A 16,087-nucleotide genomic window follows, 5' to 3' on the forward strand; every position below is an offset into this window, starting at 1 on the left:
TCCGAGCCGGTCGCGGGATACGCTCGGAGGCATGACTGCAGAATTTCGGAAGCCGACCGCGATCGACCAGGTCGCGGAGGAGTGGGTCGACACACTCGTCGAGCTCTCTCCGGTGCTCGCAACCTATATCGGACGCAACGAAGCGAACGGCCGTCTCGACGACCTCAGCCCTGAGGGACACGCGCGCGCAATCGCCGAGACCCGCCGCGCCCTCGCAGCGCTCGATGCCCTCGACCCTGTCGACGGTGTCGACGAGGTCACCAAGGCCGATCTCGGCAGTGAGCTGCGTCTGGATCTCGAACTGCACGACGCGCAGGCACACCTGCGTGATCTGAATGTCATCGCCTCGGCGGCCCAGGACTTCCGCCAGGCGTTCGACCTCATGCCCACCGCATCCGCCGACGACTGGGCGGTCATCTCCGAGCGCCTCGCTGCCCTGCCGCAGGCGTTGAAGGGGTACACCGAGACGCTGCGCGAAGGCATCCGCCACGGCGTGGTGCCCGCGCGGCGCCAGGTGACCGAGGTCGCCACCCAGATCACCCGATACACCGCCGACGACGGCTTCTTCGCCGAGTTCGCCGCCAACGCCGGACCCGACGACAGCCAGCTGCCCGCCTCCCTCGCCCGCGAGATCGCCGACAACGCCGGTGCAGCGCGCGTGGCGTACGACGCTCTGCGCGACTTCCTCACGGGCGAACTCGCTCCCGCCGCCGGCGAGGAGGATGCGGTGGGACGTGAGCTGTACGCCCTGCATTCCCGCCGGTTCCTCGGGGCGACGATCGATCTCGACGAGACGTACGAGTGGGGCCGCGAGGAGCTGGCCCGCATGATCGCCGAGCAGGAGGCGATCGCGAACGAGATCCTGCCCGGCGCCACTGTCGAAGAAGCGGTCGCCCACCTCGAAGCCGACCCGTCGCGCAAGCTGATCGGCACCGACGCGTTGCAGAAGTGGATGCAGGAGACGAGCGACCGCGCGATCGCAGAGCTCGGCGCCTCGCACTTCGACATCCCCGAGCAGATCCGTGCGCTGGAGTGCATGATCGCCCCCACCCAGGAGGGCGGTATTTACTACACGGGCCCCACCGACGACTTCTCGCGCCCCGGCCGCATGTGGTGGTCGGTGCCCGAGGGTGTGAACGAGTTCGACACCTGGCGAGAACTCACCACCGTGTACCACGAGGGTGTGCCGGGCCACCATCTGCAGATCGCTCAGGCGACCTACAACCGCGCCGAGCTGAACACCTGGCGACGCGTGCTGGCCGGCACCTCCGGTCACGCCGAGGGCTGGGCGCTCTATGCCGAGCGCCTGATGGAGCAGCTGGGCTACCTCGACGACCCGGCCGACCGACTGGGCATGCTCGACGGCCAGCGCATGCGCGCGCTGCGCGTGGTGCTCGACATCGGTGTGCATCTGAAGAAGCCGCGCCTCGACGGCGAGGGCGTCTGGGATCACGACTACGCGCTCGAGATGATGCGCCGCAATGTGAACATGCCAGACGAGTTCCGCCAGTTCGAGGTCAATCGCTACCTGGGCTGGCCGGGTCAGGCGCCCTCGTACAAGGTCGGTCAGCGCATCTGGGAACAGGTGCGCGACACCGTGCGCGCCGAGCAGGGCGACGCGTTCTCGTTCAAGGACTTCCACAAGCGCGCCCTCGACATCGGCGGCGTGGGGCTCGACACACTGCGCAGCGTCTTCCTCTCGAGCTGACGGGAATGCCGTAGCACCCGCCCTGGTTCATTCGAGTGAATGGAAAGGATGAACACATGGTCATCGAGTTCGGCTTGGACACCTTCGGCGACGTCACACAGGGCGCCGATGGCGAACTGCTCAGTGACGCGCAGACGATCCGCAACATCGTCGCGCAGGCAGAGTTGGCAGACAGCCTGGGGGTGGACTTCTTCGGCATCGGCGAGCACCATCGCCCTGAGTTCGCGGTCTCCTCGCCCGAGCTCGTGCTGGCGGCGATCGCCGGGCGCACGAAGAGCATTCGACTCGGCACTGCCGTGACCGTGTTGTCGTCTGACGACCCGGTGCGTGTCTACGAGCGGTTCGCCACTCTCGACGCCGTCTCGGACGGTCGCGCCGAGGTCGTGCTCGGGCGCGGCTCGTTCATCGAGTCGTTCCCCCTGTTCGGCTATGACCTGCGTGACTACGACGCCCTCTTCGAGGAGAAGCTCGAGCTGTTCGTCGAGCTGCTCAAGGAAGAGCCCGTCACCTGGTCGGGCACCATGCGCGCGCCGCTGGAGAACGCGAACGTCTTCCCGAAGACGGCTCACGGCCTGCCCACGTGGGTGGGTGTGGGCGGCAGCCCCGACTCCGTCGTGCGCGTCGCGCGCCATGGTCTGCGGATGATGCTGGCGATCATCGGTGGTCCTGCGGCGCGCTTCAAGCCGTACATGGATCTGTATCACCGCTCGACGCAGAGCTTCGGCACGACGGCCTACCCCGTCGCGGTGCACTCGCCCGGCTTCGTCGCCGCCACGGACGACGAGGCATGGGAGACGGCGTATCCATCGGTCGCGGCGATGGCGAACACGATCGGCGCGGAGCGCGGGTGGCCGCCCTACAGCCGTGCCCGTTTCCAGAACGACGTGGGCCCCGAAGGATCGCAGTACATCGGCTCGCCGGAGCGGGTGGCCGCGAAGATCGCCGACACCATCCGAACGCTCGGCATCGGACGTTTCGACATGAAGTACGCCACCGGCACGCTGTCGCACGAAAACCTCATGTCGTCCATCGAGCTCTACGCGACCGAGGTCATCCCGCGGGTGAAGGCGCTGCTCGCCGCTGACTGACTCGCACCGTGGTGCGGCGGCGCGGCGCGGTCTCGGGCGGCCCTACGATGTGAGGATGCCCGAGACCGCTCTGCCGAGCCGCCGATCCCTCGCCGCGCGTATGGACGCCCTACCGTTCACCCGCCGGCATCTGCGTGTGCTCACCGGCTCCGGTGTCGGCTGGGCGCTGGATGCGATGGATGTCGGGCTGATCTCGTTCATTATCGCGGTGCTCGCAGAGCAGTGGTCGTTGACTCCGGGGGAGCGTGGCTGGATCGCCTCGATCGGCTTCGTCGGAATGGCGGTCGGCGCGGCGCTCGGTGGCCTACTCGCCGACAGGCTGGGACGCCGCCAGGTGTTCGCCCTGACCCTGCTGGTGTACGGGGTGGCGACCGGAGCGAGCGCGCTGGTCGGCGGTCTCGCCATGCTTCTGGTGCTGCGCTTCTTCGTTGGACTTGGCCTCGGTGCCGAACTTCCCGTCGCCTCGACGTATGTCAGCGAGTTCGCTCCTGCCCGCATCCGCGGGCGCCTGATCGTGATCCTCGAGGCGTTCTGGGCGGTGGGCTGGACGGCTGCCGCGCTGATCGGATACTTCGTCATCCCGACCTCCGCGGATGGCTGGCGCTGGGCCTTCGCCCTCGGCGCGGTCCCCGCCGTGTACGCGCTCGTCGTGCGCTGGGGACTGCCCGAGTCGCCGCGGTGGCTGGCGTCGCGGGGACGCATCGCCAAGGCCGAGCGGATCGTTGAGTCTTTCGAGGCATCCGCCGGCTTGGTGAACAGTCCCGCGATCCACAAGGAGGGTGTGCGCGAGACCTTGACCCGCACGTCATCGGGACGGGTGCGTGCACTGTGGGCGGCTGAGTTCCGCGTGCGCACGGCCTGTATCTGGCTGGTCTGGTTCTGTGTGAACTTCTCGTACTACGGAGCGTTCATCTGGATTCCCAGCATCCTGGTCGCCGCCGGCTACGACCTCGTGAAGTCGTTCGGATTCACCCTGCTGATCACGCTCGCCCAGCTGCCCGGCTACGCGGTGGCCGCGTGGCTGATCGAGGTCTGGGGTCGGCGACTGACTCTGTCGGTGTTCCTCGTCGGGTCGGCCGTGTCGGCCATCTCCTTCGGCACGGCGACCGGAGACGGTGCAGTGATCGCGAGCGGAATGGCGCTGTCGTTCTTCAACCTCGGCGCCTGGGGAGCCCTCTACGCGGTCACCCCCGAGATCTACCCGACCTCGCTGCGGGCGACGGGCACGGGATGGGCGGCCGGCGTCGGTCGCATCGCCTCGATCATCGCGCCCCTGCTCGTACCCGTGCTGCTCGGGGCGGGCGGCGCTCCGCTGACCTTCGTCGTACTCGCGGTCTTCTTCGTCGTGGCCGCAGGGGCCGCGTGGGGCCTGGTCGACCGGCGAGGCGAGGCGCTCGACGATCGCTGATCACCCTCAGCACAGGAATAGGCTTGATTCCATGGCAGCAGTGCGTTTCGTGGCGATCGGCGACTCCTTCACCGAAGGGGTGGGCGATGAGTTGCCCGATGGTCGCGTGCGCGGTTGGGCGGACATCACCGCACAAGGTTGGGCGGATGCCACGGGCGAGACGATCCAGTATGCGAACCTCGCGATCCGCGGAAAGCTGGCGTGGCCGATCGTCGAGCAGCAGCTGGAACCTGCCCTCGCGCTGCGCCCGACGCACCTGTCGTTCAACGGGGGAGGCAACGACATGTTGCGACCGCGGGGCGACATCGAGCACATCGCCGACGCGTTCACTCGCGTGCTTCGCCGCTGTGATGAGGAGGGCGTGACGCTCATCGTGCTCTCCGGCGCGAACCCCAGCGCCCAGTTGCCGATGGGCAAGATGGTGCAGCGTCGTGGTGACGAGCTGAGCGCCGCCGTCGTGCGGCGTATTGCCGACCGTCCCGATGTCATCCGCGCCCTGAACTGGCCCGACACCGAGTTGTCGTCGCCACCGTACTGGTCTGAAGACCGGCTGCACATGAACGCCAACGGCCACCACCGCGTCGCTGCACGCGTGTTGCACTCCCTGGGGTTCGAGCCCCCCGCATCGTGGTGGGCGCCCGCGCATGATCTGCCGACCGGACCCTCGGGCCTGGCGTACTACCGCGAGTTCGTGGGCCCCTGGGTGCGCCGACGCGTGACACGCACCTCGTCGGGTGACGGCCGCCTGCCGAAGTACCCGACCTGGGTGGATCGGTCGCCGCAGTGACGCCGCTCGCGGGGCGTCGCCTGCCACGACGCATCGCGCAACTGCTCGTCGGACTGTTCCTCTACGGCATCGGCATCGCCTTCATGGTGCGCGGGGCGATCGGCGCGGCGCCATGGGATGTGTTGACTCAGGGCATCGCCAATCACGTGCCCCTGAGCTTCGGCCTCATCACCATTTGCGTGAGCGTCATCGTGTTGCTGCTGTGGATCCCGCTGCGGCAGCGACTGGGCATCGGAACGATCCTTAATGCGCTGCTGGTCGGGCCCTCGGCCGACGTCGGATTCTGGCTGCTGCCATCGCCCGAGATGCTGTGGCTGAAGGTGCTCTTCTTCGTGATCGGACTGGTCACCCTCGCCGCGGCGACAGGACTGTACATCGGGGCGAACTTCGGCCCCGGCCCACGCGATGGCCTGATGACGGGCCTGCATCAGCGCACGGGCCGGCCGATCTGGCTCGTCCGCACCGCGATCGAGGTGACGGTCGTCATCGTCGGATGGATCCTCGGCGGCAATGTCGGCGTCGGCACGGTGGCCTTCGCCTTGCTGGTCGGGCCGCTGTGCCAGTTCTTCCTGCGCGTGTTCGCCGTGCGCAGCGGTGGCGGCGAGCCACGGCACGATCCGCCCGCGGGGGAGTGACGCGTGGATCTGTGGGAGATGCGGTCGATCCCCGGCGGCACTGTCACGCTGCACGACGCGCGCCGCGAGGAGCACCGATCGGTTCGGCTTGAGCCGTTCGAGATCGGGGTGTACCTGGTCACCGAAGAGCAGTTCGCTGAAGTGTTGGGAGTGCCATCGCAGCATCCCCGCCGCCCCGCGGCAGACCTCAGCTGGTTACGTGCCATCCGGTTCTGCAACGCTGCCTCGGAGTGGGAAGGGCTCGACCCTGCATACTCCTTCGACGGCGAAGAGGTGACCTGGCACGTCGACAGCGACGGATTCCGACTGCCGACGGAGGCGGAGTGGGAGTTCGCCTGCCGGGCCGGGTCGACCGCGCCGCAGTACGGCCCGCTGCCCGATATCGCCTGGACGGCGCTCGACGGCGTGCGCACTCCGCAGGACGTGGGTGGGCGGATGCCGAATCTTCATGGCCTCTTCGACACGCTCGGCAATGTGTGGGAGTGGTGCTGGGACCTGCTCGACCCCGAACGCTACGACGAGTACCGGGTCTTCCGCGGCGGCGGCTTCGCCGACGATGCCTGGAGTGTGCGGGCGTCGGTGCGGCGCGGTGGGGCGCCGCGGATGCATCACGACGACGTCGGCATGCGGCTCGCGCGCGGAGGGTTCGATGCCGTGGATGCCGCGCAGGGCTGGTCGGCCCGCGCCGACCTCGAGCGGGGCGCACGCGGCAGCGTCCGGCCACTCGGGTGGACTCCTCGCGGTCGCTGAGCCGCCCGGCGGTTCTTGAGCCCCGTCGAAGGGCGGTCCCTGAGCCCCGTCGAAGGGCGGTCCCTGAGCCCCGTCGAAGGGCGGTCCCCGAGCCTGTCGAAGGGCGGTCCCTGAGCCCTGTCGAAGGGTCAGCGCCCGCGCCGGCGTCGCTCGGGATCGAGCCCCATCCGGATGCGGGTGCGCTTGCGCTCGATGATGATGAACGTGGATCCGAGCAGCCACAGCGGCACCTGCGTGAGGAAGGCGATGCGGAACGCATCGAGGTTGTAAGTGTCGGGCGTACCCGCACCCTGCAGGTCGAGGGCAAGGCCGATGAGGAAGATGGCGATCAGCGCCGCGATGAACCCTCCGGCGTTCGTGACGCCGGTGGCCGTGCTGAGCCGGTGGGTCGGGTTGTGGGTTCGCGCATGGTCGAACGCAATCATCGACGCAGGACCACCGGTACCCAACGCAACGGCGAGCACGTACAGCAGCCACAGCGGGGTGTCACCCGGGGAGAAGATCACGGCGAGCCAGGCGAACATCTGCACGGCGATGGCCGGCAGCACGAGAGCCATGGACCGCTTGGTCGGATGGCGCTGTGAGAGCCCACCGATGACCGGACCGAACGCCATGCCCGCGAGCACGTAGACCGACACGATGGTCGCGGCTTCGGCCGACGTGAGACCTTCGCCGGCGGTGAGGAACGGCATGCCCCAGAGCAGCCCGAACGCCGTGCCGGCGAACGGGGTGGTGAAGTGCGACCAGAAGGCGAGGCGGGTTCCGGGGTGCGCCCACGCGGCGCGGATGCCGACGCCGGTGTCGATCGCGCTCGTGACGACCCGCACGACACCGGTGTCGGTGTTGACCGTCACGTCGGCATCCCGCTCAGGCGGGTGGTTGCGGATGATGAGGTAGACGAGGATGGCGAACAGCGTGCCGAGACCGGCAATGCTGCCGAAGGTGATCGTCCAGTTGGTCGCGTGCAGCAGTGCGGCCAGCGGCACGAGGGCGATGAGCTGCCCGATCTGACCGAGGATGCCAGTGAACTGCACCATCACCGGAGCGCGCTGCGTGGGAAACCAAGTAGCGACAAGTCGCAGCACGGCAGGGAAGACGGCGGCATCGCCGGCGCCGAGCAGCACGCGCGCGACGAGTGCGATACCGATGCTGGGGGAGAGCGCCATCGTCAGCTGACCGACCGCCATGAGCACCATGCCGATCGTGATGATGGGCCGGGCACCGTAGCGATCGAGCAGTACCCCGATCGGAATCTGCATGCCGCCATAGACGGCGAGCTGGATCACGGCGAACAGCGAGAGGGTCGAGGCATCCGCATGGAATCGCTCCGCAGCATCCACGCCGACGGCGCTCAGCGAGCTGCGGTTGGTGACCGCGAGCATGTACGCCGCGACGCCCACCGACCAGATCAACCAGGCCCGCCACCCCGGAGCTGACACGGGGGAGTGGGAGAGGCGCTGCACCCCTCCACGCTACTCCTCTCGCACGACGACGCTGCGTACACGTAGGGTGGCCGGGCGGGAGTACAGTTGCCCGGTGGACTCCCGTTCGTCCGGCGCACGCGCGCCTGGCATCACCCGCCGCGGTCGCGGCGGCATGCATCCGTCACAGGCCGTCGTGGTCGGCTTCGCCGCCGCCATCGCCGTCGGCACAGCACTTCTCATGCTGCCGATCTCCAAGCAGGGTCCGGGCGGCGCGAACTTCGTCGACGCGCTCTTCACGGCCACGTCAGCCGTGTGCGTGACGGGGCTGACCTCGGTCGACACCGTGCTGTACTGGACTCCGTTCGGTCAGGTCGTCATCATGCTGCTCATCCAGCTGGGCGGTCTGGGCATCATGATCTTCGCCTCGCTGATCGGCTTGGTGCTGGCGCGCAAGATGTCGGTACGCTCGCGCATCAACGCCGCCTCCGAAGCGAAGGCCACCGGATTCGCCGACGTGCGTGGCCTCATCCGCGGCATCGTCGCCATCACCGTCACGATCGAGCTGATCGTCTTCGCGGTGCTCTGGCTTCGTTTTCTGCTCGGCTACGGCTACCAGATCGGCGAAGCGGCCTGGCATGCCTCGTTCCTGGCGGTGTCGTCGTTCAACAACGCCGGTTTCGCGCTGTACTCCGACAACCTGATGGGGTTCGTCGCCGACCCGTGGATCTGTCTGCCGATCGCGGGGGCGATCATCCTGGGCGGCCTGGGCTTCCCGGTCATCATGCAGCTGCGCAAGGAGTTCCGTCGGCCACTGCACTGGACTATGAACACGAAGATCGTGCTGTGGGCGACGGTCGTGCTCCTGCTCGCAGGCACCCTGTACATCACGGTGATCGAGTGGAGCAATCCGGCCACCCTCGGGCAGCTGGATCCCGCATCACGGATTCTCGCTGGGTTCTTCCAGTCGGTGCAAACCCGCACGGCCGGGTTCAACGCCCTCGACATCGGCGCCATGCATTCCTCGACGTGGCTCGGGATGGACATCCTCATGTTCATCGGCGGCGGCCCGGCAGGAACTGCCGGCGGCATCAAGGTGACCACCTTCGCGGTGCTGTTCTTCATCATGCTGACCGAGCTGCGGGGTGAGGGTGCAGTGAACATCTTCGGCAAGCGCCTCAGCCGCAGCGTCCACCGTCAGGCCATCACCGTCGTGCTCATCGCCGTCGCGGCCGTGATCGGCGGCACCATCGCGCTGCTGCTGCTGACCGAGCATCCGTTGGATCGGGTGTTGTTCGAGGCGGTTTCCGCGTTCGGCACGGTCGGCCTCTCGACCGGTATCACCCCGGTGCTGCCGGATGCCGCGAAGATCGTGCTCGTCCTGTTGATGTTCCTGGGCCGCCTCGGCCCCCTCACGCTCGGCACGGCGATCGTGCTGCGCGAACGACCCGTGCTCTACGAGCTCCCCAAGGAAAGGCCCGCCATTGGCTAAGTTCTCGTTCTTCGGACGCGATGCGTCGCGTCGTATCGCCGAGGCGGACTCGGTGGCAGTGCTCGGCCTGGGGCGCTTCGGCAGCGCCCTGGCGACCGAGCTCATGGCCGGCGGCACGGAGGTGCTCGGTGTCGACATCGACGAGTCGCTGGTGCAGGCGCACAACGGCGAGCTCACACAGGTCGTGCGGGCCGACACCACCCGCGAAGAGGCCTTGCGCCAGCTCGCGATCGACGAGTTCGATCGCGTGGTGGTGGCCATTGGCGGTGATGTGTCAGCGTCCATCCTCACCTGCTCGGTGCTGCTGAGCATGGACATTCCGGTGATCTGGGCGAAGGCCGTCGACGAGCGCCATGGGCTCATCCTCGAGCAGCTCGGCGTGCACCACGTGATCTACCCCGAGCACGACATGGGGCGCCGCGTGGCCCACCTCGTGCGCGGTGCCGCGCTGGATTACATCGAGATCGCTCCCGGGTATGCGCTCGTGAAGACCGCCGTTCCGGCGATGCTGCACGGTCGCCCCCTGGGCGAGACCGGCGTACGGTCGACGCACGGCGTCACGATCGCCGCGTACCAGCACGGTGATGAGGACTGGCGCAACGCCGACAACACCACCGTGCTGCAGGACGGCGACACGATTCTTGTCGCCGGCCCGACCGCGACGGCCGAGGCATTCGCCCAGCTGCGCTGATCAGCTCGCGTCGACCAGCGGCATCGCCTTCGCCGACGTGACCGCGCGGTGCAGCTGCGCATCGAGCGTGCGCCACGCGCCCAGCTCGAAGGACAGCACCACCATCACGGGGGAGAGGGCGACAAGCAGCAGACACGCCCACAGGGGTGCGTCCGCGGCAGCGATAACCATCGCCAACGCCGGCAGCACCAGCGCGGACGTCTGCAACCAGGCATTCTTGGCGAACGCCGACACCAGCCAGGAGTGCAGCAGGTAGAGCGAGAGCATGAAGGCGATCACCGGGATCGCAATCGAGGCGATCGCCACGAATGTGCTCACTTGGTAATGGTCGTCGTAGCCGTAGCCGATCACATGAAGTCCCGCCCCGACGGCGGCGATCGAGCCGAACACGAAGAAGTGTCCGTAGCCCCAGACGAAGGCTTTGGATCGTCGCACCGACAGGATCTCGGCGCTGGGCACGAGGAAGTACGACCACCAAAGGCCGAACGTGAGGACCACGCCAAGCCCGATCACCATGATCGATGCAAGGCTCCATCCCTCGGTGTCGGTGAGCACGCGTGCGGCGGCAAGGGTGCCGAGTACCGTCTCGCCAAGGGCGATGATCGCCAGCAGACCGTAGCGCTCGGCGATATGGTGCGCGTGCCACGGGGTCATACCGCCCCGGCGCGCGCCCTTGCGTTCGGCGACAATCGGCGCCCACGTCGAGGATCGATGCGAAGGCTGCGGCGATCGCGAAGCCGGCGAGGTCGAGGGGCAGGATGAGAATGACGACCCAGGCGACCTGGGCGAGGCCGACGAGGATGGCGTACGCCTTCGCTACCTCTCGATATTGCGGATTTCCATGAGCGGCACGTAGCCATTGCGCAAGCATCGCGATACGCATCACCGCGTAGCCCGCGACCATCACGCGATTGTCGATTGCGTGGCCCTCGTAGATCGACGCGAACATATCCGGCAGGCCGATGGCGAGGATGAGCACGCCCACCATCTGCAACATCGTGAGCAGGCGGAACAGCCAGTCGTCGGTGTCGAATGCGGATGCGAACCAGGAGTAGTTGATCCACGCCCAGACGATGGCGAACATCGCGAACGCGAAGCCGGCGGCCGCCTGGCCGATGTGCGCTTCGGCGATGCCGTGCGCGAGTTCGTTGCCTGCGACGCCGAAGGCGGCGACGAAGGTGAGGTCGAAGAGCAGTTCGAGCGGCGTCGCGCTGCGGTGCGAGTCGCTGAGATTGCGCCCCGTCATGCGCTGGAGCCCGTGACGGTAATAGCTGGGTGTGGACATCTGATCTCCCGTGGGTCGGATCAAATGTAGTCGGTGACGCAGCATGCGCGGCGCACTATGAACCGTCGGTGTCCCACGCGTCGCGCAGCGCGTTCACTGCCGCATCCATCGAGGCAGCATCGAGCACTACCGGCCCGTAGCTGATGTCGGCGGCTCAGCTGGCCGGATCGTACATGAACGCCCGCAGTTCCTGCTCACAGCGGCAGGCCGTGGCGATCTTGGCCGCCCACTCGACGGCTGCCTCGTAGGTCGGAAGTTCCAGAACCGAGTATCCGCCCTCGATGCGGGCTGTCTGGGGATACGTACCGGGCGTCGCGTTGCCGTCGGCATCCACTCGCACCGGCGCGACGGATTCGTCGATGCCTCCACCGAACACCCAGACGCCGGCATCCTTCGCCTCCTGCACCACCGCGTGGGCCGCGTCGGCGACGGCCGGCAGCTCTTCGTCGGTGACGTCCATCGCGCCGCTGGGGAATGAGATCAGGTACTTGATCATGGCTTCTCCCACAGTGGCGTGGCCTGTTGCGCGAGAGCGCTCAGCCGACTTCCGTCTATTGTGATGTGCGTCTCAGCGATGCCGAGTGACGGCCATTGAAGCACAAGTTCGATCGGCCCGTCCGGGGGAGTGGGCCACAGCCACAGTCCGTCTGATTGGGTGTACTGGCGCGAGCCCCCACCGCCCCCGCCGTGCTGATGCATCACGGTGATCTCTTCCCGGTGGGGCTCTTGCGCGCCGAAGAATCCGTGCCCGGGGTCTGCCAGAATCTTGGTGCCGTCGGCTAGCACCAAGCCGAATCGAAGGCGTCCGCCGGGATCGGGAGATGCACCCATCACGCCGTACTCCATGAAGAGGTTCGATACCTCGTTCCAGTCCCTCGGCGAAAGGTCGTGGCGCCGCAGGTACCGCTTCAGACGCAGCTTGACGCCGGATGAGTACACCGAGACGCCCACCAGTGCGATGGCGACGTAGTCGGTCGCCGCGATGATCTGCGACACCGGCAGCAAAGTCGGAAGCTCATCTTCGGGAGCCTGCCAACGAGGTTCGATGACGGGCTCGTCGTCCTCGATCTCAGGCATGTCAGGGTCGGGAGGGAAGAAGCTCATGCCTTCAGGCGACCACGATCGTTGCTGTGGCGCAAGGGGGGGGGAGCCGCCCTCAGATGTCGCGGCAGAGGTCCACGATAGATGCGGCCGGGCGGCTGCGTGAGCACTGATAGCGATCGTCGGTCCCGTGGAACAATGAGGGCATGTCGGCTCGGATTGTCGCTGTCCACAGCAGCGCGTCTCATGGCTTCAGCAAGCGGATGCGCGAGTCCATCACGCTCCTCGAGGGGCTCGGGGTTGAGGGTGATGCTCACTGTGGTGCGACCGTTCAACACCGTTCGCGGGTCGAGGCCGACCCATCGCAGCCGAATCTGAGGCAGGTGCACCTCATTCACGGCGAGTTGCTTGATGCTCTACATGAGAATGGATTTCCCGTCGCGCCGGGGGAGTTGGGGGAGAACATCACCACGCGCGACATCGATCTGCTCGCCCTGCCTGTCGGCGCCCGGCTGGACTTCGGTGCGGCCGTGGTGACGGTTACTGGCTTGCGGAATCCGTGCCAGCAGATCAACGATTTTCAGCCCGGCCTACTCAAACAGCTGGTGCGAACGGATGGAGAGGGTCGCGTAGTCCGGCTCGCCGGCGTCATGGGCATGGTCACTCGCGGCGGGCGCGTAACAGCTGGCGACACGATCACCGTGAGCCTGCCTCCTGAACCGCGGTCCCCGTTGACCAGGGTGTGATCGGCGCGGGACGGAGGAGGAGCGAGTGCAGAGTTCTAGAACCGAACTGACATAATGTGCATTATCGGATAACGCACGATCCGGTTCAGCTCGCGGGATCAGGCCCGAATGCATCCCGCAGCTTGGTGAGCGCCGCCACGATCTCATCGACGTCTACAGCGCTCAGACGCGACGTGTAGCGCTCCAGCAGGAACGCTTCGTAGCCACGCACACTCGCGTCGTACGCACGCCCGCGCTCAGCAAGTCGAAGCACTTGCTTGCGCGCATCACGATCGTCGCGTGCAGATAGTTTAGCAAACTAAACGACTACCGCAACGGCTCCCCCGCCTCACTGGCCCAACTCCCAGCTTCGCTCGCGCGCGCACCCGCTCCCCCGGCCTACGTCTGAATCCGCCGGTCGATCTCCTCCTGCCCCGCCACCACGCTCAGGCCCCCACGTACTCCGCGAGGTGCTGCCCGGTCAGGGTCGACTTGGCAGCCACCAGATCAGCCGGCGTGCCCTCGAACACGACCCGTCCGCCGTCGTGTCCGGCGCCGGGGCCGATGTCGATGATCCAGTCGGCGTGCGCCATCACAGCCTGATGATGCTCGATGACGATCACCGTCTTCCCGGCATCCACCAGCCGATCCAGCAGTCCGAGGATCCGCTCGACGTCGGCCAGGTGCAGACCCGTGGTGGGCTCGTCGAGCACGTAGACGTCGCCCTTCTCCCCCATCTGGATCGCCAGCTTCACACGCTGACGCTCACCGCCCGACAGGGTCGACAGAGGCTGCCCGAGTGACAGATACCCGAGGCCGACGTCTTCGAGCCTGCTGAGGGTCGTGACCACGGCCGGAATCTTCGCCTCCCCCTCGGCGAAGAACTCCCGCGCCCGAGCGACCGGCAGATCGAGCACTTCGGTGATGTCGAGCCCACCGAGCTTGTACTCGAGCACGCTCGCCTGGAACCGCTTGCCACCGCAGTCCTCGCAGGGCGTCTCGATCGTGTCCATGAAGCCGAGCTCGGTGATGATCACACCCGCCCCCTTGCAGGTCGGGCAGGCTCCCTCGGAGTTCGCGCTGAAGAGCGCCGGCTTCACGCCGTTCGCCTTCGCGAACGCCTTGCGGATCGGCTCCAGCATGCCCGTGTACGTCGCCGGGTTGCTGCGCCGTGAACCCTTGATCGCGCTCTGATCGATCGCCACGACTCCGTCCAGCGGCGTCACCGAACCGTGGATCAGCGAACTCTTGCCCGATCCGGCGACACCGGTGATCACCGTCAGCACCCCGGTGGGGATGTCGACGTCCACGTCGCGCAGATTGTTTGCGGATGCCCCCCGCACCTCGATCGCACCGGCGGAGGTCCGCACCTCCTGTTTGATGCTCGCGCGGTCATCCAGATGATTGCCGGTGTTGGTTCCGCTCGCCTTGAGGCCGGCAACGTCGCCTTCGAAACAGATCTCGCCGCCGTCTCGGCCAGCTCCGGGCCCCAGATCGACCACGTGATCGGCGATGAGGATCGTCTCGGGCTTGTGCTCGACGACGAGCACGGTGTTGCCCTTGTCGCGCAGCTTCTTCAGCAGCCCGTTCATCCGCTGGATGTCATGAGGATGCAGCCCGATGGTCGGCTCGTCGAACACATATGTCACGTCGGTGAGTGAGGAGCCCAGGTGCCGCAGCATCTTGATCCTCTGGGCCTCACCGCCGGACAGAGTGCCGGAGGGACGATCGAGGCTGAGGTAACCCAGGCCCAGCGTCACGAACGCGTCAAGGTTGGCGCTCAGGGCGCCCAGCAGAGGACCCGCCTCGGGCAGCTCGAGCGTACGCACCCACTCGGCCAGATCCGTCACCTGCATGCGGCAGGCATCCGCGATGCTCACGCCGTCGATCTTCGACGAGCGCGCCCCCTCGGTGAGGCGCGTGCCGTCACACTCGGGGCACGTCGCGAACGTCGCGACCCGCTGCACAAACGCACGCACGTGCGGCTGCAGGGCCTCGATGTCCTTCGACAGCATCGACTTCGTGATCTTCGGGATCAGCCCCTCATAGGTCATGTTGATGCCCGAGATCTTGACCTTGGTCACCTCGCCATAGAGGAAGAGCTGCCGCTGCTTCTCGGTGAACGACGAGATCGGCTTGTCGCCGGGATAGAAACCTGACTCCGAGAAGCCCTTCACCATCCAGCCGTCGGCGGTGTACCCGGGCACCATGATCGCGCCCTCGTTCAGCGACTTCGACTCGTCGATGACCTGCGAGAGGTCGAGGTCAGACACCACTCCCCTGCCCTCACACCGCGGGCACATACCGCCGAGATAGATGGCATCCTTGACGATCTTCTTCTCGCCCTTCGGCCCCGTCATCACCCCGCTTGCCTTCTGCGTGGGGATGTTGAACGAGAACGCGGTGGGACCGCCGATATAGGGCTGACCGAGCTTGGAGAAGAGGATGCGCAGCATCGCGTTCGCGTCGGTGACCGTGCCGACGGTGGACCGTGGGTTGGCGCCGAGGCGTTCCTGGTCGACGATGATCGCGGTCGTCAGACCCTCGAGGACGTCGACGTCGGGCCGGGGCACAGAAGGCATGAAGCCCTGCACGAACGCGCTATAGGTCTCGTCGATCATGCGTCGCGACTCGGCGGCGACCGTGTCGAACACGAGCGAGCTCTTGCCCGAGCCCGACACCCCGGTGAACACGGTCAGGCGCCGCTTGGGGATGTCGACATCAACCTCTTTGAGGTTGTTCTCGCGGGCGCCTCGCACCCGAATGATGTCGTGGGCGTCGGCGGCGTGCTGGTCGGGCATCGGCGGTGTCTCCTTCAGTTCGTCGGTCTGCGCGCCGACTCAGACGGCCTGCTGCAGACGCACCATGTTCCCGGCCGGGTCACGGAAGGCGCAATCGCGCACACCGTACGGCTGATCGATGGGCTCCTGAACGATATCGGCTCCACGCGACTCGATGGTCGCAAACGCGGCGTCGACATCGTCTGTGGCGAGCACGATGCCTCCATAACTGCCCTTCGCCATCAGCTCGAGGATCGTCGCGCGCTCAGCGTCACT

Annotated in this window: 16 protein-coding genes and 1 pseudogene; 9 read left to right on the plus strand and 8 right to left on the minus strand. The window is 66.9% G+C overall.

The window, feature by feature from the left end:
* Positions 1–31: 31 nt before the first annotated feature.
* Genes WDU93_RS13460 through WDU93_RS13485 form a run of 6 tightly spaced genes read left to right on the plus strand, consistent with a single transcriptional unit; the run spans position 32 to position 6,376 of the window.
* Positions 32–1,708 carry a DUF885 domain-containing protein gene (locus WDU93_RS13460; RefSeq protein WP_337321496.1) on the plus strand — a complete coding sequence of 559 codons (1,677 nt, stop codon included), beginning with the start codon at positions 32–34 and terminating at the stop codon, positions 1,706–1,708.
* A gap of 56 nt (positions 1,709–1,764) precedes the next feature.
* Positions 1,765–2,796, plus strand: a complete 1,032-nt coding sequence (locus WDU93_RS13465) for an LLM class flavin-dependent oxidoreductase (protein WP_337321498.1) — start codon at positions 1,765–1,767, stop codon at positions 2,794–2,796.
* A gap of 55 nt (positions 2,797–2,851) precedes the next feature.
* Entirely contained in the window at positions 2,852–4,204 is a 1,353-nt protein-coding gene (locus WDU93_RS13470) for an MFS transporter (protein WP_337321501.1), read from the plus strand.
* A 31-nt stretch (positions 4,205–4,235) separates the two neighbouring features.
* A complete protein-coding gene (locus WDU93_RS13475; protein WP_337321503.1) occupies positions 4,236–4,991 on the plus strand; it encodes an SGNH/GDSL hydrolase family protein in 756 nt (251 codons plus the stop codon).
* The gene (gene yczE / locus WDU93_RS13480) at positions 4,988–5,626 is read left to right on the plus strand and encodes a membrane protein YczE (RefSeq protein WP_337321505.1); all 639 of its coding nucleotides are present in this window, start codon (positions 4,988–4,990) and stop codon (positions 5,624–5,626) included. The genes WDU93_RS13475 and yczE overlap by 4 nt, the downstream gene beginning before the upstream one ends.
* An 18-nt stretch (positions 5,627–5,644) precedes the next feature.
* Positions 5,645–6,376, plus strand: a complete 732-nt coding sequence (locus tag WDU93_RS13485; protein WP_420064134.1) for a formylglycine-generating enzyme family protein — start codon at positions 5,645–5,647, stop codon at positions 6,374–6,376.
* 128 nt (positions 6,377–6,504) lie between these two features.
* Here WDU93_RS13485 and WDU93_RS13490 read toward each other — a convergent pair whose 3' ends face one another.
* Positions 6,505–7,839 (minus strand): MFS transporter, encoded by a 1,335-nt coding sequence (locus tag WDU93_RS13490; RefSeq protein ID WP_337321511.1) that lies wholly within the window; start codon positions 7,837–7,839, stop codon positions 6,505–6,507.
* Between the two features lie 133 nt (positions 7,840–7,972).
* On the opposite strand from WDU93_RS13490, the gene WDU93_RS13495 reads away from it, so the two are divergent.
* Both WDU93_RS13495 and WDU93_RS13500 read left to right on the plus strand, forming a co-directional pair.
* Positions 7,973–9,289: a TrkH family potassium uptake protein gene (locus WDU93_RS13495; protein ID WP_337321533.1), complete on the plus strand. Its 1,317-nt coding sequence runs from the start codon at positions 7,973–7,975 to the stop codon at positions 9,287–9,289.
* Positions 9,282–9,980 (plus strand): potassium channel family protein, encoded by a 699-nt coding sequence (locus WDU93_RS13500; RefSeq protein WP_337321512.1) that lies wholly within the window; start codon positions 9,282–9,284, stop codon positions 9,978–9,980. The genes WDU93_RS13495 and WDU93_RS13500 overlap by 8 nt, the downstream gene beginning before the upstream one ends.
* On the opposite strand, the gene WDU93_RS13505 is transcribed toward WDU93_RS13500, so the two are convergent.
* The 4 genes and pseudogenes from WDU93_RS13505 to WDU93_RS13520 all read right to left on the minus strand — a co-directional run bounded on the left by WDU93_RS13505 (position 9,981) and on the right by WDU93_RS13520 (position 12,369).
* Complete coding sequence (locus tag WDU93_RS13505) at positions 9,981–10,670, minus strand: low temperature requirement protein A (protein ID WP_337321535.1); 690 nt, start codon at positions 10,668–10,670, stop codon at positions 9,981–9,983. It lies immediately after the preceding gene.
* A gap of 82 nt (positions 10,671–10,752) precedes the next feature.
* Positions 10,753–11,310 (minus strand): annotated as a pseudogene (locus WDU93_RS15250) (low temperature requirement protein A); the annotation flags it as partial.
* Positions 11,311–11,419: 109 nt separating this feature from the next.
* Positions 11,420–11,761: a YciI family protein gene (locus WDU93_RS13515; RefSeq protein WP_337321517.1), complete on the minus strand. Its 342-nt coding sequence runs from the start codon at positions 11,759–11,761 to the stop codon at positions 11,420–11,422.
* On the minus strand, positions 11,758–12,369 hold the full coding sequence (locus WDU93_RS13520; protein WP_337321519.1) for a hypothetical protein: 612 nt from the start codon (positions 12,367–12,369) through the stop codon (positions 11,758–11,760). The genes WDU93_RS13515 and WDU93_RS13520 overlap by 4 nt, the downstream gene beginning before the upstream one ends.
* Before the next feature lie 143 nt (positions 12,370–12,512).
* Between WDU93_RS13520 and WDU93_RS13525 the strand changes: the two genes are divergently transcribed.
* A complete protein-coding gene (locus tag WDU93_RS13525) occupies positions 12,513–13,052 on the plus strand; it encodes an MOSC domain-containing protein (protein ID WP_337321521.1) in 540 nt (179 codons plus the stop codon).
* 85 nt (positions 13,053–13,137) lie between these two features.
* Here WDU93_RS13525 and WDU93_RS13530 read toward each other — a convergent pair whose 3' ends face one another.
* From WDU93_RS13530 to WDU93_RS13540, 3 genes are all read right to left on the minus strand, one after another.
* Entirely contained in the window at positions 13,138–13,305 is a 168-nt protein-coding gene (locus WDU93_RS13530) for a hypothetical protein (protein ID WP_337321524.1), read from the minus strand.
* 172 nt (positions 13,306–13,477) lie between these two features.
* Entirely contained in the window at positions 13,478–15,832 is a 2,355-nt protein-coding gene (locus WDU93_RS13535) for an excinuclease ABC subunit UvrA (RefSeq protein ID WP_337321526.1), read from the minus strand.
* A 39-nt stretch (positions 15,833–15,871) separates the two neighbouring features.
* On the minus strand, positions 15,872–16,087 hold a 216-nt coding region (locus WDU93_RS13540), incomplete at its 5' end, for a VOC family protein (RefSeq protein WP_337321528.1).

The sequence above is a fragment of the Microbacterium istanbulense genome (assembly GCF_037204145.1).
GTDB classification, from domain to species: domain Bacteria; phylum Actinomycetota; class Actinomycetes; order Actinomycetales; family Microbacteriaceae; genus Microbacterium; species Microbacterium istanbulense.

Excerpts from the sequence above, each read along its gene's own strand:
- WDU93_RS13470 (WP_337321501.1), top strand. The coding sequence starts at position 2,852 with ATGCCCGAGACCGCTCTGCCGAGCCGCCGATCCCTCGCCGCGCGTATG.
- WDU93_RS13535 (WP_337321526.1), bottom strand. The coding sequence starts at position 15,832 with ATGCCCGACCAGCACGCCGCCGACGCCCACGACATCATTCGGGTGCGA.
- WDU93_RS13465 (WP_337321498.1), top strand. The coding sequence starts at position 1,765 with ATGGTCATCGAGTTCGGCTTGGACACCTTCGGCGACGTCACACAGGGC.
- WDU93_RS13525 (WP_337321521.1), top strand. The coding sequence starts at position 12,513 with ATGTCGGCTCGGATTGTCGCTGTCCACAGCAGCGCGTCTCATGGCTTC.
- WDU93_RS13520 (WP_337321519.1), bottom strand. The coding sequence starts at position 12,369 with ATGAGCTTCTTCCCTCCCGACCCTGACATGCCTGAGATCGAGGACGAC.
- WDU93_RS13485 (WP_420064134.1), top strand. The coding sequence starts at position 5,645 with ATGCGGTCGATCCCCGGCGGCACTGTCACGCTGCACGACGCGCGCCGC.
- WDU93_RS13495 (WP_337321533.1), top strand. The coding sequence starts at position 7,973 with ATGCATCCGTCACAGGCCGTCGTGGTCGGCTTCGCCGCCGCCATCGCC.
- WDU93_RS13475 (WP_337321503.1), top strand. The coding sequence starts at position 4,236 with ATGGCAGCAGTGCGTTTCGTGGCGATCGGCGACTCCTTCACCGAAGGG.
- WDU93_RS13460 (WP_337321496.1), top strand. The coding sequence starts at position 32 with ATGACTGCAGAATTTCGGAAGCCGACCGCGATCGACCAGGTCGCGGAG.
- WDU93_RS13515 (WP_337321517.1), bottom strand. The coding sequence starts at position 11,761 with ATGATCAAGTACCTGATCTCATTCCCCAGCGGCGCGATGGACGTCACC.